At 45.2% G+C, this 25,240-nt stretch carries 23 protein-coding genes; all 23 read left to right on the forward strand.

What is annotated here, in order from left to right; genetic code table 11:
* The first annotated feature begins 22 nt into the window (after positions 1 to 22).
* The 23 genes from JSY36_RS00410 (at position 23) to rpsO (ending at position 25,138) form a co-directional block, all read left to right on the forward strand.
* On the forward strand, positions 23 to 1,396 hold the full coding sequence (locus tag JSY36_RS00410; protein ID WP_205164800.1) for a DUF342 domain-containing protein: 1,374 nt from the start codon (positions 23 to 25) through the stop codon (positions 1,394 to 1,396).
* A gap of 266 nt (positions 1,397 to 1,662) precedes the next feature.
* The gene (locus JSY36_RS00415) at positions 1,663 to 1,944 is read left to right on the forward strand and encodes a hypothetical protein (RefSeq protein WP_122897084.1); all 282 of its coding nucleotides are present in this window, start codon (positions 1,663 to 1,665) and stop codon (positions 1,942 to 1,944) included.
* A gap of 8 nt (positions 1,945 to 1,952) precedes the next feature.
* On the forward strand, positions 1,953 to 2,420 hold the full coding sequence (locus JSY36_RS00420; RefSeq protein ID WP_205164801.1) for a DUF6115 domain-containing protein: 468 nt from the start codon (positions 1,953 to 1,955) through the stop codon (positions 2,418 to 2,420).
* 374 nt (positions 2,421 to 2,794) lie between these two features.
* Positions 2,795 to 3,517 (forward strand): 30S ribosomal protein S2, encoded by a 723-nt coding sequence (rpsB, locus tag JSY36_RS00425; RefSeq protein WP_122897081.1) that lies wholly within the window; start codon positions 2,795 to 2,797, stop codon positions 3,515 to 3,517.
* A 141-nt stretch (positions 3,518 to 3,658) separates the two neighbouring features.
* Entirely contained in the window at positions 3,659 to 4,537 is an 879-nt protein-coding gene (gene tsf, locus JSY36_RS00430) for a translation elongation factor Ts (RefSeq protein ID WP_205164802.1), read from the forward strand.
* A 111-nt stretch (positions 4,538 to 4,648) separates the two neighbouring features.
* On the forward strand, positions 4,649 to 5,374 hold the full coding sequence (gene pyrH, locus JSY36_RS00435) for a UMP kinase (RefSeq protein ID WP_122897079.1): 726 nt from the start codon (positions 4,649 to 4,651) through the stop codon (positions 5,372 to 5,374).
* Positions 5,375 to 5,376: 2 nt separating this feature from the next.
* Positions 5,377 to 5,934, forward strand: a complete 558-nt coding sequence (gene frr, locus JSY36_RS00440) for a ribosome recycling factor (RefSeq protein WP_122897078.1) — start codon at positions 5,377 to 5,379, stop codon at positions 5,932 to 5,934.
* A 150-nt stretch (positions 5,935 to 6,084) separates the two neighbouring features.
* Positions 6,085 to 6,852, forward strand: a complete 768-nt coding sequence (locus JSY36_RS00445) for an isoprenyl transferase (RefSeq protein WP_205164803.1) — start codon at positions 6,085 to 6,087, stop codon at positions 6,850 to 6,852.
* Between the two features lie 14 nt (positions 6,853 to 6,866).
* The gene (locus tag JSY36_RS00450; RefSeq protein ID WP_122897076.1) at positions 6,867 to 7,661 is read left to right on the forward strand and encodes a phosphatidate cytidylyltransferase; all 795 of its coding nucleotides are present in this window, start codon (positions 6,867 to 6,869) and stop codon (positions 7,659 to 7,661) included.
* A gap of 45 nt (positions 7,662 to 7,706) precedes the next feature.
* Positions 7,707 to 8,855 carry a 1-deoxy-D-xylulose-5-phosphate reductoisomerase gene (locus JSY36_RS00455; protein WP_205164804.1) on the forward strand — a complete coding sequence of 383 codons (1,149 nt, stop codon included), beginning with the start codon at positions 7,707 to 7,709 and terminating at the stop codon, positions 8,853 to 8,855.
* Between the two features lie 14 nt (positions 8,856 to 8,869).
* The gene (rseP, locus tag JSY36_RS00460) at positions 8,870 to 10,129 is read left to right on the forward strand and encodes an RIP metalloprotease RseP (RefSeq protein ID WP_205164805.1); all 1,260 of its coding nucleotides are present in this window, start codon (positions 8,870 to 8,872) and stop codon (positions 10,127 to 10,129) included.
* Between the two features lie 334 nt (positions 10,130 to 10,463).
* Complete coding sequence (locus JSY36_RS00465; RefSeq protein WP_205164806.1) at positions 10,464 to 12,164, forward strand: proline--tRNA ligase; 1,701 nt, start codon at positions 10,464 to 10,466, stop codon at positions 12,162 to 12,164.
* 145 nt (positions 12,165 to 12,309) lie between these two features.
* Positions 12,310 to 16,611, forward strand: a complete 4,302-nt coding sequence (locus JSY36_RS00470; RefSeq protein ID WP_205164807.1) for a PolC-type DNA polymerase III — start codon at positions 12,310 to 12,312, stop codon at positions 16,609 to 16,611.
* 288 nt (positions 16,612 to 16,899) lie between these two features.
* Positions 16,900 to 17,370, forward strand: a complete 471-nt coding sequence (gene rimP, locus JSY36_RS00475; protein ID WP_205164808.1) for a ribosome maturation factor RimP — start codon at positions 16,900 to 16,902, stop codon at positions 17,368 to 17,370.
* An 88-nt stretch (positions 17,371 to 17,458) separates the two neighbouring features.
* Positions 17,459 to 18,622, forward strand: a complete 1,164-nt coding sequence (nusA, locus tag JSY36_RS00480) for a transcription termination factor NusA (protein ID WP_122897070.1) — start codon at positions 17,459 to 17,461, stop codon at positions 18,620 to 18,622.
* Between the two features lie 12 nt (positions 18,623 to 18,634).
* Positions 18,635 to 18,910, forward strand: coding sequence for an RNase P modulator RnpM (gene rnpM, locus JSY36_RS00485; protein ID WP_205164809.1), 276 nt, complete (start codon positions 18,635 to 18,637; stop codon positions 18,908 to 18,910).
* A complete protein-coding gene (locus JSY36_RS00490; protein WP_205164810.1) occupies positions 18,907 to 19,206 on the forward strand; it encodes a YlxQ family RNA-binding protein in 300 nt (99 codons plus the stop codon). The genes rnpM and JSY36_RS00490 overlap by 4 nt, the downstream gene beginning before the upstream one ends.
* Positions 19,207 to 19,272: 66 nt before the next feature.
* Positions 19,273 to 21,402, forward strand: a complete 2,130-nt coding sequence (gene infB, locus JSY36_RS00495; RefSeq protein WP_205164811.1) for a translation initiation factor IF-2 — start codon at positions 19,273 to 19,275, stop codon at positions 21,400 to 21,402.
* Positions 21,402 to 21,680, forward strand: a complete 279-nt coding sequence (locus JSY36_RS00500; RefSeq protein WP_122897066.1) for a DUF503 domain-containing protein — start codon at positions 21,402 to 21,404, stop codon at positions 21,678 to 21,680. The genes infB and JSY36_RS00500 overlap by 1 nt, the downstream gene beginning before the upstream one ends.
* 139 nt (positions 21,681 to 21,819) lie before the next feature.
* A complete protein-coding gene (rbfA, locus tag JSY36_RS00505) occupies positions 21,820 to 22,164 on the forward strand; it encodes a 30S ribosome-binding factor RbfA (protein WP_122897065.1) in 345 nt (114 codons plus the stop codon).
* 677 nt (positions 22,165 to 22,841) lie between these two features.
* The gene (gene truB, locus JSY36_RS00510) at positions 22,842 to 23,753 is read left to right on the forward strand and encodes a tRNA pseudouridine(55) synthase TruB (protein ID WP_205164812.1); all 912 of its coding nucleotides are present in this window, start codon (positions 22,842 to 22,844) and stop codon (positions 23,751 to 23,753) included.
* A 43-nt stretch (positions 23,754 to 23,796) separates the two neighbouring features.
* Positions 23,797 to 24,747: a bifunctional riboflavin kinase/FAD synthetase gene (ribF, locus tag JSY36_RS00515; protein ID WP_122897063.1), complete on the forward strand. Its 951-nt coding sequence runs from the start codon at positions 23,797 to 23,799 to the stop codon at positions 24,745 to 24,747.
* Between the two features lie 121 nt (positions 24,748 to 24,868).
* Positions 24,869 to 25,138 (forward strand): 30S ribosomal protein S15, encoded by a 270-nt coding sequence (gene rpsO, locus JSY36_RS00520; protein ID WP_026689855.1) that lies wholly within the window; start codon positions 24,869 to 24,871, stop codon positions 25,136 to 25,138.
* Positions 25,139 to 25,240 lie beyond the last annotated feature (102 nt).

A 25,240-nucleotide genomic window follows, 5' to 3' on the forward strand; every position in this document is an offset into this window, starting at 1 on the left:
CACCGGCACAGGAGGGCAGACGATGCCGATTGAAGATTATTTTGAGGTCCTTATAGATGATAAAAAACTGACAGCAAAACTCATTGCACATAAAATTCCAGAAGAAGACTTTACTGAAGAGGAAGTTATCGATTTTTTAAAGGAAGAGGGTATCATCTTCGGAATTAATAAGAAGAGTATAGCTATACTTCTGGCTGATAACGGCCGTATTTCCGCCCCCTTGGTAATTGCGTCGGGAAAAGCGGTTGAGCACGGAACGCCTGCAAAGCTATCCCCTGCGATTTTCACAACCGGTAAGGAGGAAGGGCAATCCGGCGGCCGGATAGAACTCAGGGATGTACTCAATTTGGAGAACGTCACATCCGGAATGGTTGTAGGAAAAAAAATAAGTCCAGGCCGGGGCATTAACGGCATGAATGTATTTGGGGAAGTGATCCAGGCAAAGCCCGGAAAAGATTTTACATTAAGGCCCGGAAAAAATACGCGCATCGATAAAGATGGTGAGAAAATCATAGCCACCTGCAACGGTCTCATGAGTGCGGACGAAAAAATGATTCATGTTCAACCTGTTTACGAGGTGCCGGGGGATGTGACGATGAAGACCGGGAATATCGATTTTACCGGGACCGTTAAAATCCGGGGCAGCGTACCTTCCGGGTTTAAGATAAAGGCCGGAGGTGATATTACGGTCTTTGGTTCAGTAGAAGGAGCTGAGCTTGAAAGCGGAGGGTCTGTCTATGTCTGTGAAGGCATTGTCTCCCAGGGTAAAGGGTATATAAAGGCAAACCGGGATGTACACACCTCTTTTGCGAATCAGGCCACTATTTACGCAGGAAACCATGTGTTTGTATCCCAGTCCATCCTCCACAGCAAAATTGAAGCGCTCGGGAAAGTGGTCTGTAAGGAGCAGAGGGGAAATGTTGTCGGAGGCAGTATTTCTTCGGGCCAGGGAATTGACGTGAATGAAGCAGGCAACCAGATGAATACTCCGACTCTTTTTTATTTAGGTGTAAACGAAAATGTAATGATAAAAGAAAAAGAAGCCAGAACTCTGTATGAACAATCAAAAGAGTCCATGCTCAAGCTGTCCAAACTGTACCGCGTTCTGGAGCAAAAGAAGCTGACATCTACTCTCGGTGCAAAAGACAGGCTGATGATGCTAAAAGTTCAGAATAACATTCTTACTGTCAATGAGACGTATCAGAAAGCGAAAGATGATTATGAAAAAGCAAAATCAATCATGGAACACCCTGAGGAAGCGGCATTTTTAATCAACAGGCATCTGCACCCAAATGTAAGTGCTTACTTTGGCAAGTACAGAAGAAAAATAGTAGCCAGGCACGAGCGTGTTACGTTAACCTTGAATAATAGTGAAATTACTCTCACTTCATTATAAATAAGCCACCTAGAAAAGAAATCAGGCAGGGTGTTATAACCCTCCATTGAAATTCAGCTGCGTTGAACAAAAATACACTCCCTTTCCGCGGACTCGCGCCGAGCCTCCTCCGGGCTTTGCCCATGCGGGGTCTCGTCTGTCTCGTACTTCCGCAGTAATTCAGCACCAGAGTTTAACAGAGCCGATAAATAAGAACAGACAGGAACCGTTCATGGCAGAAATCACTGGCACGTGACCGGTATTTTATAAGAAAGAGGGCGGAAAAGATGAGCGGACTTAAATCAATTGAGCTCCAGGTTGCCCTGCCGAGAACCCAGACAGCCGGAAAGATTCAGGATCAGCTCCAGCAGCGGGGAAACAATGCCCAGGCTTATCTTGCGAAGGACCGTCTCCGGACAGATGAAGTAAAACGCAAAAATATAGCAAAAACAGAAAAAACAAGCCACAAACGTATCCATAAGGACGACTCCGGTTCCGGCAGCAAAGAGAAACAGAAGGAATCAGGCGAACATCCTTATAAAGGAAATCAAATCGATTTATTTAAGTGAGGGAACGAATGGAATACATATTGATGATCAGCATTATGCTGCACCTCCTGAGTTTTTACCTTATTATCCTTCTGTTTCAGCGGCAGAAGCTCAAAGGAGAGACCAGCGGGCAGACTGCAGCCAGGGATATTGAGGATCTCCTCTTAGCCTATACAACTGAAATGAAAGAAAATAACGAAGCCCTTGTAAAGGAATTGCAAGACAAGAGCAGAAACGTTTCAACAGAATCTCCCCGGCCGGCTCGAAAAGAAATCAGCAACCCAAAGCCCGCTGATACGATTTCTGAAAAACAAGTATCCGGTGAATCTGACTACAAGCCTCCTGCCGTTGCTCGCGAGCCTCAGGAAAAGATCGAAACCTCCCAGACCGCACAAGTTCTTTCCTTATCCAATCAGGGGTTCAGTATCGAGGACATCGCAAGGAAATTGAACATGGGTAAAGGGGAAGTGGAACTCTTTTTGAAGTTTTATAAATAAGCTGCTTTATTGTATTTTTCACGTTGTGGGCAGGGCGCCTGCTGACTGTCGTGATTGGAAAGCTGAGCTATATAAGTATTGAAGAAGAAGCAAAGCGCCGAGAAGGCTCATCGGCACCTCCGCGGAAAGCGAAGGGCCCTTCTGCTTCATCTCACATTAACCACAGAAAAAATATCCTAAATACAACAAGACAGGTATCAGCAAAAAGCAAAATAAAAAAGGACAATTCCTTGCTATAACACTCACTCATGTGGTATAGTAATTCTCGGTGTTAATCACACACGCATGTGGATTTATGCAATGGTGCTGCACAGCGCAGTTTTGCATAAAGACGATACATGCGGAGGATAAAAAAACCAAAGGAGGTGTTTGATGTGGCAGTTATCTCCATGAAACAACTATTAGAAGCAGGGGTACACTTCGGTCACCAGACTCGTCGCTGGAACCCTAAAATGGATCGCTACATCTTCACAGAAAGAAACGGAATTTACATTATCGACCTTCAAAAGACGGTCAAGAAAGTAGATGAAGCGTACAACTACGTACGTAACATCGCGGCTGACGGAGGGAAAGTTCTTTTCGTCGGTACGAAAAAGCAGGCACAGGACTCTGTTAAAGAAGAAGCAGAGCGTGCTGGCCAGTACTTCATCAACCAGCGCTGGCTTGGTGGTACACTAACAAACTTTGAAACAATCCAAAAGCGTATTCAGCGTCTTAAAAACATCGAGCGTATGCAGGAAGACGGCACGTTCGAAGTACTTCCTAAGAAAGAGGTTGTCCTTCTTAAAAAAGAAATGGACCGACTTGAAAAGTTCCTAGGCGGAATCAAAGACATGAACACACTTCCGGATGCACTATTCGTAATCGATCCTCGTAAAGAGCGGATTGCGATTGCGGAAGCCCGCAAACTTCACATCCCGGTTATCGCAATTGTTGATACAAACTGTGATCCGGACGAAATTGATGTTGTTATCCCAGGTAACGACGACGCGATCCGTGCGGTACGTCTTCTTACTTCTAAAATGGCTGATGCTATCATTGAAGCTAACCAAGGTCAGGAAGAAGAAGTTCAACAAGAAGAAGAAACAACTGCTTAATATATGCACGTCCTACAAGGGTGATAGAGGGCCGGACCCTTTATCACCCTTTTTTAAAGGAAACGCTCGTTTAACAAGCGCTCCTATAAGAAAAGATGATAAAAGAATACTTAACCGAATTCTCAAGGAGGAATAATAACCATGGCAATTTCAGCTAAATTGGTAAAAGAATTGCGCGAAAAGACTGGCGCAGGAATGATGGACTGCAAGAAAGCACTCACAGAAACAGACGGTGACATGGACAAAGCCGTTGATTTTCTTCGTGAAAAAGGAATCGCAAAAGCTGCGAAAAAAGCTGACCGCGTAGCAGCTGAAGGTCTTACTGCAGTTAAAACTGACGGAAACACTGCTGTTATCGTTGAGGTAAACTCCGAGACAGACTTTGTTGCTAAAAACGAAAACTTCCAAAACCTTGTTGCAGCTGTTGCAGAACACATTCTTACTAACAAACCTGCAGATGCAGAAGAAGCTCTGGGGCAGATTTTTGAAGGCGAAGACACGCTTCAAAGCTACATGAACAACCAGATCGTAAAAATCGGAGAAAAACTCTCCCTTCGCCGTTTTGCTATTGTCGAAAAAACAGACAGCCAGAACTACGGTGCTTACCTTCACATGGGCGGACGTATCGGAGTACTTACAGTCCTTGAAGGTACTGACGAAGAAACTGCGAAAGACATCGCTATGCACGTTGCAGCGATCAACCCTAAATATGTAGGACGCGATGCAGTATCTGCAGAAGAAGTAGAGCGTGAGCGCGAAGTTCTTAAGCAGCAGGCTCTTAACGAAGGAAAGCCTGAAAAGATCGTTGAAAAAATGGTTGAAGGCCGTCTTGTTAAATTCTTCGAAGATATCTGCTTAAATGAGCAGTCTTTCGTAAAAGACTCTGACCAAAGAGTTGGAAAATACGTTGAGTCCAAAGGTGGAAAAGTAGTATCTTTCGTACGCTTTGAAGTGGGCGAAGGTATGGAAAAACGTGAAGACAACTTTGCAGAAGAAGTTATGTCACAAGTAAAGAAGTAAGGCAAGTCAAGAGGGGCACATTGTGTCCCTTTTTTCCCAAGTAAACGAACTTTTTTAACCAATCCCATAGCTTTATCACACCTTTGTTTGAGACTAATTCTGGAGGGTAACATGGAGAATCCTAAATATAAACGTATTGTATTGAAGTTGAGTGGAGAAGCGCTTGCCGGAAACCAGGGATATGGAATTGATCCTTCTGTCATTCAGTCCATCGGGGAGCAGATCAGAGAAATCGTAGAGCTTGATGTAGAAGTTGCGATTATTGTCGGTGGCGGGAACATTTGGCGCGGTATGGCTGGAAGCGCAAAAGGAATGGACAGAGCTACGGCAGACTACATGGGGATGCTTGCAACAGTTATGAATTCCCTTGCTCTTCAGGACAGCCTCGAGAACATCGGCGTCCAGACTCGTGTACAGACGTCTATTGAAATGAGACAGGTTGCAGAACCTTACATACGCAGACGTGCTATCAGACACCTTGAGAAAAAGCGCGTAGTCATTTTTGCAGCAGGTACAGGGAATCCATACTTCTCAACCGACACGACAGCAGCGCTTCGTGCGGCTGAAATTGAAGCCGACGTGATTCTTATGGCCAAAAACAACGTTGATGGTGTTTACTCGGCAGATCCTTCCAAGGATGCAACTGCAAAGAAATACGAGTCCCTCACTTACCTTGACCTGTTAAAAGACGGTCTTGCAGTGATGGATTCAACAGCTTCCTCACTATGTATGGATAACGACATTCCATTGATTGTCTTCTCTCTCATGGAGGAAGGTAACATTAAACGCGCCGTAATTGGTGAAGAAATCGGAACAGTAATAAGGGGGACGAATTAATCATGAGTCAGGAAACCATTAATCAGGCAAAAGAAAGAATGGATAAATCAATCGAATCTTTACGCAAGGAACTGGCAACACTCCGTGCCGGCCGTGCGAACCCTTCCATCCTTGACAAAGTACAGGTGGAATACTACGGAATGATGACACCGCTGAACCAGCTTGCTACCATTTCAGTTCCTGAAGCACGCATGCTGACAATCCAGCCGTTTGATAAATCTTCACTTGCAGATATCGAACGTGCGATTCAAAAAGCGGATCTCGGTCTGTCTCCATCAAATGACGGAAACATCATCCGCATTACCATTCCGGCATTGACAGAAGAGCGCCGTGCAGAACTTGTTAAGCTTGTCCGCCGTTATTCAGAGGATGCGAAAGTCGCTATCCGCAACATCCGCCGTGACAGTAATGATGAACTTAAGAAGCTCCAAAAAGACGGTGAGCTGACAGAAGATGAGCTCCGCCGCAGCCAGGATGATGTCCAGAAGGTAACAGACAGCTATGTTACGACCATTGACGGCATCGCCGACAACAAAGAAAAAGAAATCATGGAAGTGTAACCGAAAACCGTGTAAAATAAACAGAGTAAAAGACCCTCTATATTAAGGGGGTTTTTTTACACTTAAATAATGATGATTCATAAAGTGAAAGATTCAGTAACATTCTGACTGGTCAGTCACTTTTGTTTTTTATATGTTGGGGGATTTACGATGTTAAAAAAATGGACGAACCGAAAAGAGGAAGAGAACAATACTTCAGAAGAAGCCAGTCTCGATCCTCAGAATATTCCTGAGCATGTGGCCATTATTATGGATGGAAACGGCCGCTGGGCAAAAAAAAGGGGCCTACCCCGGGTTGCCGGTCACCGCGAGGGAATGAATGTAATTAAAAAGATTGTAAAAACGTCCAATAAACTAGGCGTAAAAACATTGACGCTTTATGCTTTCTCAACGGAAAACTGGAAGCGTCCCAAGCCTGAAGTAGACTTTCTGATGAGGCTGCCGGAACGGTTCTTAAAAGCAGAACTCCCTCAGTTAATCGAAGAGAATGTACAGGTGCGCATCACAGGTTCCAAAGAGGCCCTGCCCGGCCATACCAGGGATGCCGTCAACAAAGCGATTGAAGATACTTCCGGTAATGACGGACTGATCCTGAATTTTGCCCTGAATTATGGAAGCAGACACGAAATGGTTGAAGCCATGAAGGATGTTTATAAAGAAATCGAACGTGGCAGACTGGCTATTGAAGACGTCACTGAAGATATCATAGGAAGCCATCTCATGACCGGGGGACTTAAAGACCCGGATCTTCTGATCAGAACGAGCGGTGAGATCAGGCTCAGTAACTTTATGCTCTGGCAGCTCGCGTATTCGGAATTCTGGTTTACAGAAGTTCTGTGGCCTGATTTTACTGAAAAACACTTTAAAGAGGCGATTGCCGTTTATCAAAAGAGAACACGTCGTTTCGGCGGCGTATAGGAGGTGGATGGACAATGAAACAACGAATTATTACCGGTGTCGTTGCCGGTGCCGGATTTTTAGCTGTAATACTCGTTGGAGGGCTGCCATTCACCTTCCTTATCTTTTTGCTAGCGACCATTGCAATGGCTGAGATACTTAAAATGAAAGGGATGTCTCCTTTCTCCTATCGCGGGGCGATCGGATTTATTTTTATGTGGCTCCTTCTTTTACCTGAGAACATATTAAACTTTGACCTCATACACCTTGAGAGAACAGAGACGTTCCTGCTGATGATCATTGTTCTTCTGGCTTTGACGGTCATCTCCAAAAATGCGTTTACATTTGATGAAGCAGGTTTTATTATTCTGTCTTCAGTATACATAGGTTTTGGTTTTCATTATTTTTTAGCTGCCCGTTTTCTTGAAGACGGACTTATCTTTTTGTTCTTTGTCCTGATTCTTGTGTGGGTAACGGATTCCGGCGCATATTTCTGCGGCAGGTTTCTCGGTAAACATAAACTATGGCCCCATATCAGCCCGAAAAAAACGATTGAAGGCTCTCTTGGGGGAATCGCCTTTGCGATCCTGTTCGGATTTATTTATTCGTTTTTCTTCCCGGTATACGACTCTATGCTCATAACGCTTTTGTTTATCCTTGTGGTGAGTGTTTCGGGCCAGCTTGGGGACCTTGTGGAATCAGCCTTGAAAAGGCATTATTCTGTGAAAGATTCAGGACAGGTTCTCCCGGGACACGGAGGTATTCTTGACAGGTTTGACAGTTTAATCTTTGTCATGCCGATTTTATATTTACTATCATTCATTCAGTAGTTTCGCTTTGTATGCGGCTACAGACATAAAAGGGGCGTCAAAGCGATGAAGACGATCATTTTACTAGGTTCGACCGGCTCCATTGGTGTCCAGACTCTGGACGTCATCAGAGCCCATCCGGAACAGTTCAGACTCCACGCTTTAACGTGCGGAAGAAACATTGAACTTGCAGCTCAACAAATCCGGGAATTCAAACCGGAATTTGTATGTGTTCAACGAAAAGAAGACGAAGAAAAATTGAAAACGATGATCCCTGGTTCAGTCAAAACCGGCTATGGCAGAGAAGGCCTTCTTGAAGCCGTGGAACAGGCGGAGGGGGACACGATTGTCAATGCTCTTATGGGCAGTGTCGGACTGGAGCCTACACTCAGAGGGATGAAGGCCAAGAAAGATGTAGCTCTTGCCAACAAGGAGACGCTCGTGACAGCGGGTCACATCGTAACCCGTGCTGCAAAAGAGAATAACGTAAAGCTGATTCCGATAGACAGCGAGCACTCTGCCATTTACCAGTGCCTTGAAGGGAATTCCGAAAAGGAAGTGGAGAGATTAATTCTTACGGCATCGGGAGGCAGTTTCCGTGATAAAACGAGAGCAGAGCTCGAAGGTGTGACAGTGGAGGATGCCCTGAACCACCCGAACTGGAGTATGGGAGCAAAAATTACTATCGATTCGGCAACGATGATGAACAAAGGGCTTGAAGTGATAGAGGCCCGCTGGCTGTTTGATATGCCTTACGAGATGATTGATGTGATCCTTCATAAAGAAAGCATGATCCACTCCATGGTAGAATATATTGATGGTAGCGTACTGGCCCACCTCGGTATGCCGGATATGAAAGTGCCGATTCAATATGCTTTGTCACTCCCGGACCGTCTTGCAATGCCTGATAAGAAAAGGTTAAACTTGTGGGAAATCGGAACGCTTCATTTTTCAAAGCCGGATTTTGAACGTTTTCGCTGTTTGAAGATGGCATACGAAGCGGGGCGGATCGGAGGAACAGCTCCAACTGTTCTTAATGCAGCAAATGAAGAGGCAGTGGATGCTTTCCTCAATGGGAAAATCCAGTTCCTTCAGATCGAAACGATCATCGAACAGGCGCTTGAGTCCCATTCAGTGATTCAAAACCCGGATCTTGATACAATCTTTGAAGTAGACCGTATGACCCGCCGTTTTGTTCAAACCGATATGAAGTAAAAGGTTGTGATAACGTGAATACGTTTATAGCTATTGTGATAATTTTTGGTCTTTTGGTTTTCATTCATGAATGGGGACATTTGATTTTTGCAAAGCGGGCAGGAATTTTATGCCGTGAATTTGCCATCGGTTTCGGTCCGAAGATCTTTTCTTTCAAAAAGAATGAGACAACCTACACGATCCGTCTCCTTCCTTTAGGCGGGTTTGTAAGGATGGCCGGAGAAGACCCGGAAATGATACAGATCAAGCCGGGCTATGAGATCGGCCTTAAATTCGATGAACAGGACCGGGTGACCGATATTGTTGTAAACAATAAATCAAAACATCCGGACTGCAAAGTGATTCAGGTAGAAAAAATTGATCTTGAACATAAGCTTTTTGTACAAGGTTATGTAGCAGATGAAGAAGGTCTGGTTACGTATCCTGTACACGAAAAGGCGAACTTTATCCACGATGAGGAAGCAACACAGATTGCTCCTTATGACCGCCAGTTCCCATCAAAAACGATTCCGCAGCGGGCGATGGCCATTTTTGCAGGCCCGATGATGAACTTTGCCCTGGCGGCAGTTATTCTTACTGCCTATGCACTGATTGCCGGACTTCCCGTTGACGAAGCCCTTGTAGGTGATGTAACAGACGACGGAGTAGCAATTGAAGCGGGTCTTGAACAGGGTGACCGGATCCTTTCAATTGACGGCGAAAATGTCTCCACTTGGGAAGAGATGACTACCATTATTCAGGGAAGTGCCAACGAATCTCTTTTATTCCAAGTAGAGAGAGGATCTGAGACGTTCCAGGTCGAAATGGTACCTGATGAAAGAATCGGTCCTGAAGAACAGGTTCAGGGTGTTGTCGGTATTTACCCGCCCACAGAGTTTAATATTTTTGGTTCCATTCTCTTTGGGTTTACCACGACCTACGAGTATACTGTCCTGATTGTTGAAGCTCTCGGAATGCTTGTAACAGGGCAGTTCAGCCTTGATCATCTTGCGGGTCCTGTAGGGATATACAGCTATACCGGCGAAGTCGCAGCAATGGGTATCCTGGTACTCATGCAGTGGGCAGCCATTTTGAGTGTAAACCTGGGGATTATCAACCTTCTCCCGCTCCCTGCCCTGGATGGCGGACGACTGATGTTTATCGGACTTGAGGCTGTTAGAGGCAAGCCGATTGATCCGCAAAAAGAAGGTATGGTACACTTCATCGGGTTTGCCCTGCTCATGCTCCTGATGCTCGTGGTAACATGGAACGACATCAATAAGTTTTTCCTGTAAAAAACAATAAATGAGCGCAGGCAGGCAGTATCAGAAACAAAAAACAAACCAATAAAGTTTAAAGCATGAGGCTGGCACAGAAGTGTTTTAGTCAACGGGAATCCGAACAAATCGTAGCGGCGCTGATAAACCGCTCCTGAAATATACTTCGCTTTCCGCGGGAAGCAGCCTCCTCGCGCTTTCGCGCTCCGGGGTCTCACCTTTGCTTTTCATCCCGCAGGAGTCTTCGTATATTTCATCCGCTAAGTCAGTACTTTGTCAGGTTCTCACCTAAACACTTTCATTATGTCCCGGCCTCATCGCTTATTCAAATTGAATACGAGGTGGTATACATATGAAACAAAGCACATTTTTATCGCCAACATTAAGAGAAGCCCCAAGTGATGCGGAGGTTAAAAGCCATCAGCTTATGCTGCGGGCAGGATTAATCCGCCAGAGCTCTGCAGGTGTTTATTCGTTTCTGCCATTAGGGTTAAAAGCACTGAAAAAAGTGGAAACAATTATCCGTGAGGAAATGGACAAGTCGGGAGCCCAGGAAATGCTCATGCCGGCAATTCAAAATGCGGAACTGTGGCAGGAGAGCGGGCGCTGGGAGATGTACGGTCCGGAACTTATGCGTGTAAAAGACCGTCACCAGAGAGAATTTGCTTTAGGTCCTACCCATGAGGAAGTTATCACAGCTCTTGTCCGTGATGATGTGAATTCCTATAAGCGTCTTCCTATGACACTCTATCAGATTCAGACAAAATTCCGTGATGAAAGACGCCCCCGTTTTGGAATCTTAAGATCACGTGAATTCCTTATGAAAGACGCATACTCCTTTGACAAAGACTTCGAAGGTCTCGATGAAAGCTACCGTAAAATGTATGACGCCTATACGAATGTCTTTACCCGCTGCGGACTCGATTTCCGTGCCGTCGTTGCCGATTCCGGTGCGATGGGAGGAAAGGACACACACGAATTTATGGTTCTCAGTGATATCGGTGAGGATACAATCGCTTATTCAAATGAATCGTCCTTTGCAGCGAACATTGAAATCGCTCCGGTTAATGTTTCGTATGAAAAGCGGGACGAGCCTCTAAAAGAGCTTGAAAAAATAGATACGCCAGGTAAGAAGTCCATTACCGATGTCGCTGATTTTCTGGAGAAAAACCCTGCAGACCTGATCAAGAGCATGCTGTTTATCGTAGATGGCGAGCCTGTTCTTGTTCTTGTACGGGGAGACCATGAAGTAAATGACATCAAAATCAAGCATGTCCTTGATGCACAGATCGTGGAACTTGCAAACGATGAACAGACGAAACAGCACATAGGCAGCATTACAGGGTTTATCGGTCCGGTAGGTGCAGCAAAAGACTTAAAGATCATTGCAGACCATGCCGTAAAATCAGTTGTTAACGGCGTTTGCGGAGCAAATGAAACAGACACCCACTATGTGAATGTAAATCCGGAAAGGGACCTCTCTGATCTTGAATACAGTGATCTTCGTTTAATTCAGGAAGGAGATCCTTCACCGGATGGCAAAGGAACGATTCAGTTTAAGGAAGGAATTGAGGTTGGACACGTATTCAAACTCGGAACCCGCTACAGTGAATCGATGAAGGGAACATTCCTTGACGAGAATGGTAAATCCCAGCCGATGGTAATGGGAAGCTACGGGATCGGCGTTTCCAGAACGGTAGCCGCTATTATTGAGCAGCACCATGATGAAAACGGAATTGTATGGCCTCACAGCGTTGCACCATTCCACGTTCACCTTATTCCTGTAAATATGAAGCAGGAGGCCCAGAGGGAACTTGCGGAAGAGCTATACGAAAGCCTCAGTTCCCGCTATGATGTTCTGTTTGACGACCGGGCAGAGCGTCCGGGGGTTAAGTTTAAAGATGCCGACCTGTTTGGGATGCCTGTCCGTGTAACGGTAGGGAAAAAAGCAGATGAAGGTATTCTCGAAGTGAAGCTTCGTAATGAAGAAGAAAAAATGGAAGTCCATAAAGATAAACTGATGGATACCATTTCACGCCATTTGAAACTGTAATCAATCTGATTTAAGATATTACTTGAGGGTGTCCCGAAAAAAGGCGGTTTCCAGCCTGACGGGGCACCCTTAAAACGTGAAGCCCCTTTTGGAGGCGTAAATAGGAACATGTTTGACCAGAGGATAGAAAGAGGGGGAACGTTTCATGAAAGATGAGCTTCAAATCCGCCGTGAACGGTTTGAGCTTCTGTTAGAACAAGTAGCGATGCCAGGTGCAATTACCGATAACCATGTTAAAGGCGGATACATAGAAAAGCTGGAAGTCTATAAAAATGAAAAACGCTGGCACTTTGCTTTTTGTCTGCCGGCTGTTCTTCCATTTCCGGCATTTGAGGTATTCCGGACTACGATTATAGAAGGCTTAAAGCATATCGCAAAGGTTGAACTCTCTCTCCGTTACGAGGAACCTGTCGATCCAAAGAGTCATATTGAGAGCTACTGGCCTTATTTTACAGAGTGTCTGAAAAAAACGACAAACGGCCTCATCCGCCGTCTGAAAGAGCAGGTCCCTTCAGTTGAACAGAACAAACTGTTTCTTGCTGCTATAAATGATGCTGAAGCGGAAATGATGAAGCGAAAAGTATCTGAACCGCTGAAAGCCCTTCTTGTTCAGACAGGATTTCCTTCCATGCAGATCGATGCAACTGTGAAAGAATCGAAGGAAGCTTACGAGAAGTTTGTAGAGAAAAAACAAGAAGAAGATCACTCCAAAGTTGTCGAAGCGATGATGGAGAAACAGAAAATAGAAAAGAAAGCGAAAGAACTTGGCAGTCAGTCGGCAGTTGCCATCGGTAAACCGATTAAAGACGAGCCTAAACGAATGGAAGAAGTACAGGAAGAAGAAAACAATATTGTATTTCAAGGTTACGTATTTGATGCAGAAACAAGGGAACTAAGAAGCGGCCGAACCCTTCTGACCTTTAAAATGACCGACTATACCGATTCGTTCCTGATTAAGATGTTTTCAAAAGATAAAGAGGATGTTCCTGCGCTTGAAGCAATCAAAAAGGGTATGTGGCTGAAAGTAAAAGGTATGATCCAGCACGATACGTTTGTCCGGGACCTGACGATGATGGCGCGTGACATCCAGGAAGTACGGCCTGTTGAAAAACAGGATCTTGCTCCTGAGGATGAGAAACGTGTTGAGCTTCACCTTCATACACCAATGAGTCAGATGGATGCCGTAACAAGTGTCTCTAAATACATCCAGCAGGCAAAAAAGTGGGGACATAAAGCCATTGCCGTAACTGATCATGGTGTTGTCCAGGCCTATCCCGAAGCCTATGGAGCAGGCAAGAAAGAAGGGGTTAAAATCCTTTACGGTCTCGAAGCCAACCTGGTGGATGATGGTGTGCCGATTGCCTATAACGAAGCCGACCGAAATCTCTCTGATGATACGTACGTCGTCTTTGACGTCGAGACGACAGGACTGTCTGCTGTTTACAATACGATCATCGAGCTTGCTGCTGTAAAAGTGAAAGAAGGAGAGATCATCGACCGCTTTGAATCGTTTGCCAATCCCCATGAAAAGCTCAGTCCTACCATTATCGATCTTACGGGAATTACGGACGACATGGTTGAAGGGGCACCTGAAGTCGGAGATGTCCTGAAAGATTTCCACAATTGGATGGGGGATGCTGTCCTTGTAGCCCATAATGCAAGCTTTGATATGGGCTTTCTCGATGCCGGGTTTAAAAGGATCGGTTATGATAAAACAGCAAATCCGGTCATTGATACACTGGAGCTTGCCCGGCTTCTTTACCCGAACTACCGTAACTACCGGTTAAATACGCTCTGTAAGAAATTTAACATTGAGCTGGTCTCCCATCACCGTGCCATCTATGATGCGGAAGCTACCGGCCATCTTCTCTGGAAAATGGTCAAGGACGCCGGAGAGCAAGGAATTACAAACCATAACCAGTTGAATTACCAGTCCACCGGTGATGAATATAAAAAACAACGGCCTAATCACTGTATTCTTCTGGCAAAGAACCAGGACGGTCTTCGTAATATCTACCGTCTCGTTTCAAAAGCCCATATTGATTATTTCCATAGAGTCCCGAGAATTCCAAGGTCGGTGCTTGCTAAAAACCGGGAAGGGATTATCGTCGGCTCCGGATGTGACAACGGTGAAGTGTTCGATGCGATGATGCAGAAAGCACCGGAGGAAGTAGAGGAAATCGCAAAATTTTATGATTACCTGGAAGTCCAGCCTCCTGCCAATTATTATAAACTTATTGAAAAAGAAATCGTCCGGGATGAACTGGCTTTAAAAGAGATATTAAAAAACATTGTTGAACTCGGTGAGAAGCTTGATAAACCGGTAGTGGCAACCGGAAACGTCCACTACCTGCACCAGGAAGATAAAATCTACCGAAAGATTCTAATAGCAAGTCAGGGCGGCGCCAACCCCCTGAACCGTCATTCTCTGCCCGATGTCCACTTCAGGACAACAGATGAGATGCTCGAGTGTTTCTCCTTCCTTTCTGAGGATAAGAGAAAAGAGGTTGTGGTTACGAACCCTAATATGATCGCAGATGATATCGATGAGATTAAGCCCATACCTGATGACCTCTACACCCCCAATCTTGAAGGGGCAGATGATGAAATGCGTGATATGACTTATTCCATGGCAAAAAGCATTTACGGGGATGATCTTCCTGAAATTGTGGAAGCGCGTATTGAAAAAGAACTCAAGTCCATTATCAGCAACGGGTTCTCCGTTATTTATCTTATCTCTCAAAAACTCGTAAAAAAATCTCTTGATGACGGATATCTTGTTGGTTCACGGGGGTCAGTAGGGTCGAGCTTTGTAGCTACCATGACGGAAATTACAGAGGTGAATCCTCTGCCGCCGCACTATGTGTGTCCTGATTGCAAGCACAGTATATTCTTTGATGACGGCTCAGTCGGATCCGGGTTTGACCTTCCCGATAAAAACTGTGAAAAGTGCGGAGCAGAATATACAAAAGACGGGCAGGACATCCCCTTTGAAACCTTCCTTGGATTTAAAGGAGACAAAGTACCTGATATCGACTTAAACTTCTCAGGTGACTATCAGCCTGTTGCCCATAACTATACAAAAGAATTGTTCGGTGTTGATTATGTCTACCGTGCCGGAACGATCGGTACAGTAGCGGAAAAAACGGCATACGGATTCGTAAAGGGTTATGAAGATGACAACCAGCTCCGTCTGAGGGGAGCTGAGATTGACCGTCTTGTCTCCGGCTGTACCGGAGTCAAGCGGACCACCGGACAGCACCCCGGGGGGATCATTGTCGTACCGGATCACCTGGACATCTATGACTTTTCACCCATTCAGTTTCCTGCAGATGACCGGGAATCAGAATGGAAGACAACGCACTTTGACTTCCATTCGATCCACGATAATCTTTTGAAGCTTGATATCCTCGGACACGATGATCCGACGGTAATCAGGATGCTCCAGGACTTATCAGGGATGGACCCGCAGGATATCCCTGTTGACGACCCGGAAGTGTTTAAACTGTTCAGCGGTACAGAGTCACTCGGGGTAACGGAAGACCAAATCATGTGTAAGACCGGAACTTATGGAATTCCCGAATTTGGCACCCGTTTTGTAAGACAGATGCTTGAAGATACAAAGCCGAGCACGTTCAGCGAACTCGTTCAGATTTCCGGTCTTTCCCACGGAACGGATGTATGGCTGAATAATGCTGCCGACTTAATTGCCGATGGGACGTGTGTATTAAAAGACGTTATCGGATGCCGTGACGACATTATGGTGTATCTTCAGTACAAAGGGCTCGAAGACAGCCTTGCCTTTAAAATCATGGAATTTGTACGTAAAGGAAAAGGGCTCCAGGAAGAATGGATTGAAGAGATGAAAAAACACGGTGTGCCGGACTGGTATATCGGTTCGTGCCTTAAAATCAAGTACATGTTCCCGAAAGCCCACGCTTCGGCCTATGTTTTAATGGCAGTACGTATTGCGTACTTTAAGGTCCACCATCCGATCCTGTTCTATGCTGCGTATTTCACTGTCCGTGCCGATGACTTTGATCTGGATACCATGCACAGAGGTTCTGCAAGCATACGAAAGCGTATGGAAGAAATTTATCAGAAAGGCCTGGATGCAGCGCCAAAGGAAAAGAGTCTGGTAACCGTCCTGGAACTGGCTCTCGAAATGTGTGAGCGTGGTTTCTCTTTTCAGAAGGTCGATCTCTACCGTTCCAAGGCAACTGAGTTTGTTGTTGACGGGGACAGCCTGATCCCGCCGTTTAATGCTCTTACAGGTGTTGGAACAAATGCGGCAATCAACATTGAAAAGGCAAAAGAAGGCGGCGAGTTCCTCTCTAAAGAAGACCTGCAGAAGCGGAGTAAGATTACAAAAACCGTTCTTCAGAACCTTGACGATCACGGATGCCTCGAAGGACTTCCTGATTCAAACCAGCTGTCGCTGTTCTGATAAGCCACACGTTGGTTTGCACGGCAAAAAGGTTTATGTTATAGTTAGATGGCAATACTTAGAATAACGGCAGCCGAAAGAGTGGGAGCATCCCACTCTTTCTTTTGGATATAAGTCCGGTTTTCCGGGCTTATCCCTCATTTTGCTGAACCGGATTTACAGCGTTCAAAATAAGGAGACCAGCGTAAAAGGTTCTTACAGACCAACGATCTTCTTAACGTTTGCCTTGATTTTGAACAAACATCCAAAACAAAAGTCCAGCCCGTTCAAAGCAAGGAGGCGAAACATATGGCAGGTAATATTAAAACAACAATTGAAACAATGGCACAACCAATTGTGGAACAAATGGGACTCGAACTGGTAGAAGCAGAGTTCGTCAAAGAAGGCAAAAACTACTTTCTCCGAGTCTACATTGATTCTGATAAAGGCGTTGACCTTGATGACTGTTCAGCAGTGAGCGAAAAACTGAGTGAAGCCCTCGATAAGGAAGACCCGATTGAGGAAGCATACTATCTGGAGGTTTCTTCACCAGGGGCTGAGCGTCCGCTCAAAAAAGCAGAAGATGTAAAAAAAGCAATAGGCAAAAATGTAAATGTAACGACCTACGCACCTATAGACGGTGAAAAGGTATTCGAGGGGAAGCTTCTCGACTTTGATGGTGAGAGGCTTACCATTCAGATGGTTGTAAAAACGCGAACCCGTTCTGTTGAGGTTCCGTACGAAAAAGTAGCCAAGGCAAGACTTGCAGTCATCATGTAGGGAAATTAAAAGTCCGTCCTGTCCCGGTCGTTCTGCGGCGGGTGATTAGACGTGTCTGGAATTGTTTTTAAAGGGGGAACCACCACTCATGAATAGTGATTTTATGGATGCTTTAACGAGCATTGAGAAGAACAAGGGCATCGACAAGGAAATCATTCTGGAAGCCATTGAACAAGCTTTAATTACAGGTTATAAACGTAATTTTAACCAGGCGCAGAACGTACGCGTCAACATTGACCGGGAGCACGGTGAAATCCGTGTATTCGCTCAGAAAGTGGTTGTGGAGGAAGTGTTTGATGCAAGGCTGGAAATTTCCGAAGATGCAGCCAAGTCCATCAGCCCGCAGTATCAGGTTGATGACATTGTTGAAATTGAAGTAACGCCGAAAGACTTCGGAAGAATCGCTGCCCAGACAGCGAAACAGGTAGTTACCCAGCGTGTACGTGAAGCGGAAAGAGGGATTATTTATTCTGACTTCATCGACCGTGAAGAAGATATAATGACTGGGATTGTTCAACGACAGGACCACCGTTTTATTTATGTGGATCTTGGTAAAGTTGAGGCGATCATGCCTTTAAACGAACAGATGCCTAACGAGTCGTATAAGCATAATGACCGCATAAAAGCCTTCATTACAAAAGTGGAGAAGACGACCAAAGGTCCTCAGATCATGATTTCACGCACTCATCCAGGCCTTCTAAAGCGTCTTTTTGAGCTTGAAGTACCTGAAATTTATGACGGAACAGTGGAAATCAAGTCTGTTTCCCGTGAGGCCGGAGACCGCTCAAAAATTGCGGTTCACGCAGAAGATGCGGAAGTGGATCCTGTAGGTTCCTGTGTCGGTCAGCGCGGTCAGCGAGTCCAGATGATCGTAAACGAACTTAAAGGCGAGAAGATCGATATCGTCCGCTGGTCAGAAGACCCTAAGGAATACGTGGCCAACGCCCTGAGCCCTTCCAAAGTCCTTCAGGTAACAGTAAATGAAGAAGAGAAGATGACTCAGGTTGTCGTTCCTGACTACCAGCTTTCACTGGCAATCGGGAAACGTGGCCAAAACGCCCGTCTGGCTGCAAAGCTTACAGGCTGGAAGATTGATATTAAGAGTGAATCCGATGCTGAAGAGCTGGGCCTATATGATCCGAATGCACCATTAAAGGAAGACACTGACCTTCATGACCAAGAAGGATTTGGCGATCAGGAAGAGAATTATACAGAAGCAGCCTCATATGAAGAAGAGGACTTTGAGAAATAAGGAGTGCTGACTATGAAAGCAAGGAAAACTCCTTTACGCAAGTGTGTTGTCACTAACGAGATGAAGCCGAAAAAGGAACTGGTGCGGATCGTCCGTACACCTGAAGGCGATGTTATCTATGATCCTACAAGCAAGAAATCAGGCAGAGGGGCGTATTTAACAGCATCGAAGGAAGTATTTGAACAAGCCAGACAAAAAGATATTCTCTCACGTCACTTAAAGACGAAAGTGAACGATGATTTCTATGATTATCTCGTAACGGAAGTGGCAGAAGGGAAGTCAAAATGAAAGATAAAGCCCTTAACCTGCTTGGTCTTGCATACCGGGCCAGAGCTGTCGTTACTGGTGAAGAAATTGTATTACAGTCGATGCGCAAGAAAAAACTGCATCTTGTCATCCTCTCAGAAGACGCATCTGACAATACGAAAAAGAAGATCGCAGACAAAAGTACCTACTATAACGTTCCTCTTGTGATTACAGGAGACCGTGAGACCCTTGGACATGCGATTGGAAAAAATGAAAGAGTAGTATTGGGAGTAGAAGAAAGCGGCTTTGCAAAAAAGCTTCAGTCGTTACTGGAATAAAGATTCATGGCTCAAACCTCTTGTAAAACACAGGGCAGGAGTGCCATGATCTCAGGAGGTAAACAGATGAAAAAGATGCGAATCTACGAATATGCCAAAGAAAAGAATACGACAAGTAAAGCAGTGATTGAACGTCTCAAAACACTTAATGTGGAAGTTTCAAACCATATGAGTGTATTAACTGATGAGGCAAAAAAGAAGCTCGAATCAGGTAGTGAGACAAAGGGGAAGAATGAACCGAAAAAAAATGACGCGAAAAAGCGTCAAAGTAATGAAGGACGTGATCAGTCACCTATGAATGATAAAAAACAAACAAACCGTTCAAATAAGCCGAACAATCAGCAGGGCAAAAAGAACAATAACAGAAATAATAACAAAAACCGTAACCAGCGAAACAACAATCAGAGAAATGACCGTCAGCCAAGCCGTCCGGCTCCTAAGCCAATGCCGACGGAAATTACGTACACCCTTCCGATAACAGTCGGGGAATTTGCCGACAAGCTGAACAAAGAACCATCTGAAATCATCAAAAAACTAATGGGTCTTGGTGTAATGGCTACCATTAACCAGGAACTTGACAATGATACAATTGAACTTCTTGGTGAAGATTTCGGAGTGAAAGTGGAAGAGGAAATCGTCATTAATGAAGCTGAATTTGAAACGATTGAAGAAGAGGATGCACCGGAAGATTTGAGAGAGCGTCCGGCAGTTGTGACAATCATGGGTCACGTTGACCACGGTAAAACAACGCTCCTTGACAGCATCCGACACACAAAAGTAACGGCCGGTGAAGCAGGGGGAATTACCCAGCATATTGGTGCCTACCAAGTAGAAGAAAAAGGCAGAAAAATTACCTTCCTTGATACTCCGGGTCACGCAGCCTTTACAACAATGCGCGCGCGGGGAGCAAAGGTAACGGATATTACAATTCTCGTTGTTGCAGCGGATGACGGCGTTATGCCGCAGACGGTAGAAGCGATTAACCACGCGAAAGCAGCGGAAGTACCAATCATCGTAGCCGTGAATAAAATGGATAAAGAAGGAGCAAACCCGGATCGTGTCATGCAGGAACTTACTGAGCACGGTCTTGTATCAGAAGCATGGGGAGGAGATACGATTTTCGTCAACGTGAGTGCGATCAAGGGCGAAGGAATTGATGAAATCCTTGAAATGATCCTTCTTGTTTCTGAAGTTGAAGAATTCAAAGCAAATCCGGATAAACGTGCACGGGGATCAGTCGTCGAAGCGGAACTTGACCGCGGGCGCGGAGCTGTTGCTACACTGCTCGTTCAATCAGGTACACTTCGTGTCGGTGATCCGATTGTAGTCGGAAACACATTCGGCCGTGTACGTGCTATGGTTAACGATCTTGGCCGCCGTGTTAAAGAAGCCGGACCTTCCACACCTGTTGAAATTACGGGTCTTAACAACGTGCCTCAGGCAGGAGATCAGTTTATGGTCTTTGAAGACGAGAAAAAAGCCCGTCAGATCGGTGAAGCCCGTGCCGTGAAACAAAAAGTTGAACAGCGCCGTGAATCTTCCCGAGTAAGTCTGGATGATTTGTTTAACCAGATCCAGCAAGGGGATATTAAAGATATCAACATTATTATCAAAGCCGATGTACAGGGTTCTGTAGAGGCTATGAAAGGCTCTCTTGAGAAGATCGAGGTTGAAGGTGTTAAAGTCAACATCATTCATACCGGTGCAGGTGCGATTGCAGAGTCTGATGTTATCCTGGCAAGTGCTTCAAACGCCATAATTATCGGATTTAACGTACGTCCGGATGTTAACGCCAAGCGTACAGCAGATCAGGAAGGCGTAGATATCCGTCTTCACCGCGTTATTTATAACGCTATTGAAGAAGTGGAGCAGGCAATGAAAGGAATGCTTGATCCTGAGTATGAAGAAAAAGTAATCGGTCAGGCTGAAGTCCGTCAGACATTTAAAGTTTCAAAAATCGGCATGATCGCAGGATCCTATGTTACAGAAGGTAAAATTACAAGAGATTCCAGTGTCCGCCTTATCCGTGACGGAGTTGTTCTTCACGAAGGCACCATCCGTGACTTGAAGCGTTTTAAGGATGATGCTAAAGAAGTCGCGAAAAACTATGAGTGCGGTATTACACTTGAAAACTACAACGATGTTAAGGAAGGCGACGTCATTGAAGCTTATGTAATGGAAGAAATCAAGCGCTAATGATCGGCGTCCTTACGATTGAAGCGATTATCTATGACGCTCAGTCTTTAAAAGAGAAGCGCGGGGTACTAAAGAGCGTCATTACCCGCCTTCGTGACCGCCTTAATATTTCAGTATCGGAGACTGGTCATCAGAATGTCTGGCAGCGAACAGAGATCACCATAGCCTCTGTCAGTTCCGACCGTACACGGGTGGAACAGGAATTAAACAGGGCACTCCATTTCATTGACAGCGTTCCTGAGATTGAAACGGCTTCGGTACAGTGGGAATGGTTCTAATGTTTCGCAGATCCTGCGGCGGCTCTCCCTGCACCGTGTGGAAAGCGAAGCACATAGAGTCACGATTAACATCGTAAAAAAAGGGAGCGAATCTCTTTTTTGCAGAACCGCTCCAGCAACTAATTTGGAGGTGCGCACTATGAGTAATGTTCGTGCAAATCGCATCGGAGAACAGATCAAAAAAGAACTGACTGATATTATTCAGCGTGAAATTAAAGATCCAAGAGTGGGCTTTGTAACAGTCACTGCTGTTGATGTAACAGGGGACCTCCAGCAAGCCACAGCATACATCACGGTTTATGGTGAAGATGAGCAGAAAGAACAAACGTTAAATGGTCTTTCAAAAGCCACCGGATTCATCCGTTCCGAAATCGGCAAACGAATTCAAATCCGCAAAACACCTGAACTGTATTTCAAATTTGATGAAAGTATCGAGCGTGGTAACCGTATTGAGGAGCTTTTACGAAAACTCAACGACCGCTAATACTGTTAAGGGTGGCTCAGAAGGTCGGCATACGTCCTCCGGGCCATCCTTTTTCTTATGTATAAGGCTCTCTAGTACAGAAAGCATTCTGCTCTTTTTGAAAAGCTGTCCTTAAAAAGAGAGTTAGGAAGGGTTTTAATACCCTTCATTGACATTCAGCTTCGTTGAACGGAATACGCTCCCTATCCGCAGACTCGCATATTCCCATTCAACTACGCACAGTGTGTTGAGTAAATTTACATGAAAATAGACCGCATGCCTATTTCCATACGCAATGGTGTGGATAGATGAGAAAAGGTGTCTGTTGTCGCAAAAGAAATCGATGAGACTTCTTCCTTTAAAAACAGTTGATTGGAGCGAATGCGCGACACTTCTGCGGGAAAAGCGTTCTTCATGAATAATCTTCGAGTTGCTTCGACGCATTGGCTTCGAAGCCTGGCTGTAAGAGAAAGAAGCAGTGTGTCGAGGAGGCTCCCGAACCGCCCGCGGAAAGGGAGCGCAAATCAACATCTAACCTTAACAGAAAATGGAGTCTTCAGAGGCTTGCCTGCACCGCCGCGGAAGGTGAAAACCAAGCAGGCTTCATCTCTATCTACCCTGTCGGGAAGTAATAAATAATATCCACAATCTAAACAAATGAATTACATAAACGAACGCGCATAAATGAGGTGCAGAAAATGAATCCAGAGGGAATCGTACCATTATGGAAAAAAAGGGGAAAAACATCCTTTGACTGTGTCAGGGATATGCAAAGACTTTACGGCACCAAAAAAGTCGGACATACAGGCACCCTGGACCCCGACGTGGAAGGTGTTCTTCCTATCTGTATCGGACGGGCGACAAAGCTTGTGGAGTACATGACTGCGGAATCCAAGGAATATGAAGGAGAAGCAACAATAGGCTTCTCTACAACAACTGAAGACAGTTCAGGTGAAAAAGTGGAACAAAAAGACGTATCCGAAACTTTAATTGAAACCGATGTGGATGAAGTCCTGGAAAGGCTGAATGGGAGAATCGAACAGACACCTCCAATGTACTCTGCAGTAAAGGTAAAAGGAAAAAGGCTCTATGAGTACGCCAGACAGGGGATTGAAGTAGAGCGTCCGTCCCGTGAAGTAACAATCTACAAACTGGAACGAACATCACCCGTGGTCCAAAGAGACGGCCTTGTAACCTTTCGTTTCCGTGTAAAATGCAGCAAGGGTACCTATGTAAGAACCCTGGCTGTGACCATGGGAGAACTTCTCGGATACCCTGCCCACATGTCCGATCTCGTGAGGACAGCTTCAGGAGCTTTTACTTCCGACCAGTGCCTGACAGAAGAACAGCTTGCTGAATTGAAGCAACTGAACCGGCTGGAGGAGTCACTTTATCCTTTTGAACATGCCCTCAAAGACTGGCCGAAACTCACTGTAGATAAAGAAACAGAAGCAAAAGTAATGAACGGAGCTGTCATTCCATTACCAAAAACAATGGACGAATCCCGTTTCACTTTGTATAATCAACAGGGGGAATGCTTAGCCATTTATAAAAAGCACCCAAACAAAGAAGGTATGATGAAACCGGAGAAAATGCTTAAGATTCTGTAGAAACTTTCTCTTTTCAGGACATGCCGGTATTCGAGGTGGAACTGTGCAGACAATTCATATAAATCATCCTCATTCTTTTGTTAAATCTGATTTTCCTCCTCTCGTTCTTGCACTCGGTTTTTTTGACGGTGTCCACCGCGGGCATAAAAAAGTCATTCAGACAGCTATGGAAGAAGCAGACAGGCGTGGGGAAAAGAGTGGAGTCATGACTTTTGATCCTCATCCCAAGGAAGTGCTGCGAAAGGGAGCAGCCATTGACTATCTTACTCCTTTGTCAAAAAAAGAGTCGGAAATCGGTAAAATCGGACCGGACTTCCTTTTTGTGGTCCATTTTACACCTGAATTTGCAGAGCTTACACCACAGAACTTTTGTGATGACTATTTAATTGGATTAAACGTAAAGCATGTTGTAGCTGGTTTTGATTACTCCTACGGCCGGCTTGGTAAAGGTACGATGGAAACGATCGAATTCCACTCCCGTGGCGCCTTCAGCCATACGGTTGTAGGGAAAGTGGACGAGGCCGATGAAAAGATCAGTTCCACACGCATTCGTGAAACGATCCGGTCAGGAGAACTCTATGAAACAAAAAAACTCCTCGGAAGGAATTACGAGACTTCAGGAACCGTGGTACACGGTGAAAAACGGGGACGGACAATCGGTTTTCCAACTGCCAATGTAGATAAAGACCAAGCTTATCTCATTCCGAAACCGGGGGTATACGCCGTTGAACTGGGCTCAGACGGCCAATGGCTCAAAGGAATGTGCAACATCGGTTTTAAACCGACATTTAACGAAAAAGCACCGGATAAACCGGCAGTTGAAATTCATTTGTTTGACTTTACCGGCGATCTGTACGGAAAGAAAGTACTGATCCGCTGGCATGAGCGGATTCGTTCAGAAAAAGCCTTTTCCGGCGTGGACGAGCTCATCGCCCAGCTAAAGGCAGATGAGGGCTGTGTTCGTGATTTTTTTGCGAAAATAAAAGAAATATAGCGTCTGCCCTTGTGTTTTCCGGGCAAAACTAGTATCATGATCAATGTTAACCATCACTTGGCGGAACGAGTCACCGACGTCCGCTAGGCGACTGGGGATATATATTAAGGAGGTGGATTGGATGGCTTTATCACAAGAGCACAAAAATGAAATCATTAACGAATTCAAAACTCACGAGAACGATACTGGTTCTCCTGAAGTGCAGGTTGCTATCCTAACGAAGCAAATCACGACTTTAAACGATCACTTGCGCACGCACAAGAAGGATCACCACTCTCGTCGTGGACTTCTAAAGATGGTTGGTCAGCGCCGTAACTTGTTGACTTACCTTCGTAACAAAGATGTTGCTCGTTATCGTCAACTTGTTGACAAACTTGGTCTTCGTCGATAAGAACACTTTTGGAAAAGCGGGATTCATCCCGCTTTTTTGTTATAGTTAAAGGGAAATTTTTACATTTGTGACAGCTGCCAAATGAACGTTGCCCGGCGACTG

Source organism: Alteribacter salitolerans, assembly GCF_016901055.1.
GTDB classification, from domain to species: domain Bacteria; phylum Bacillota; class Bacilli; order Bacillales; family Salisediminibacteriaceae; genus Alteribacter; species Alteribacter keqinensis.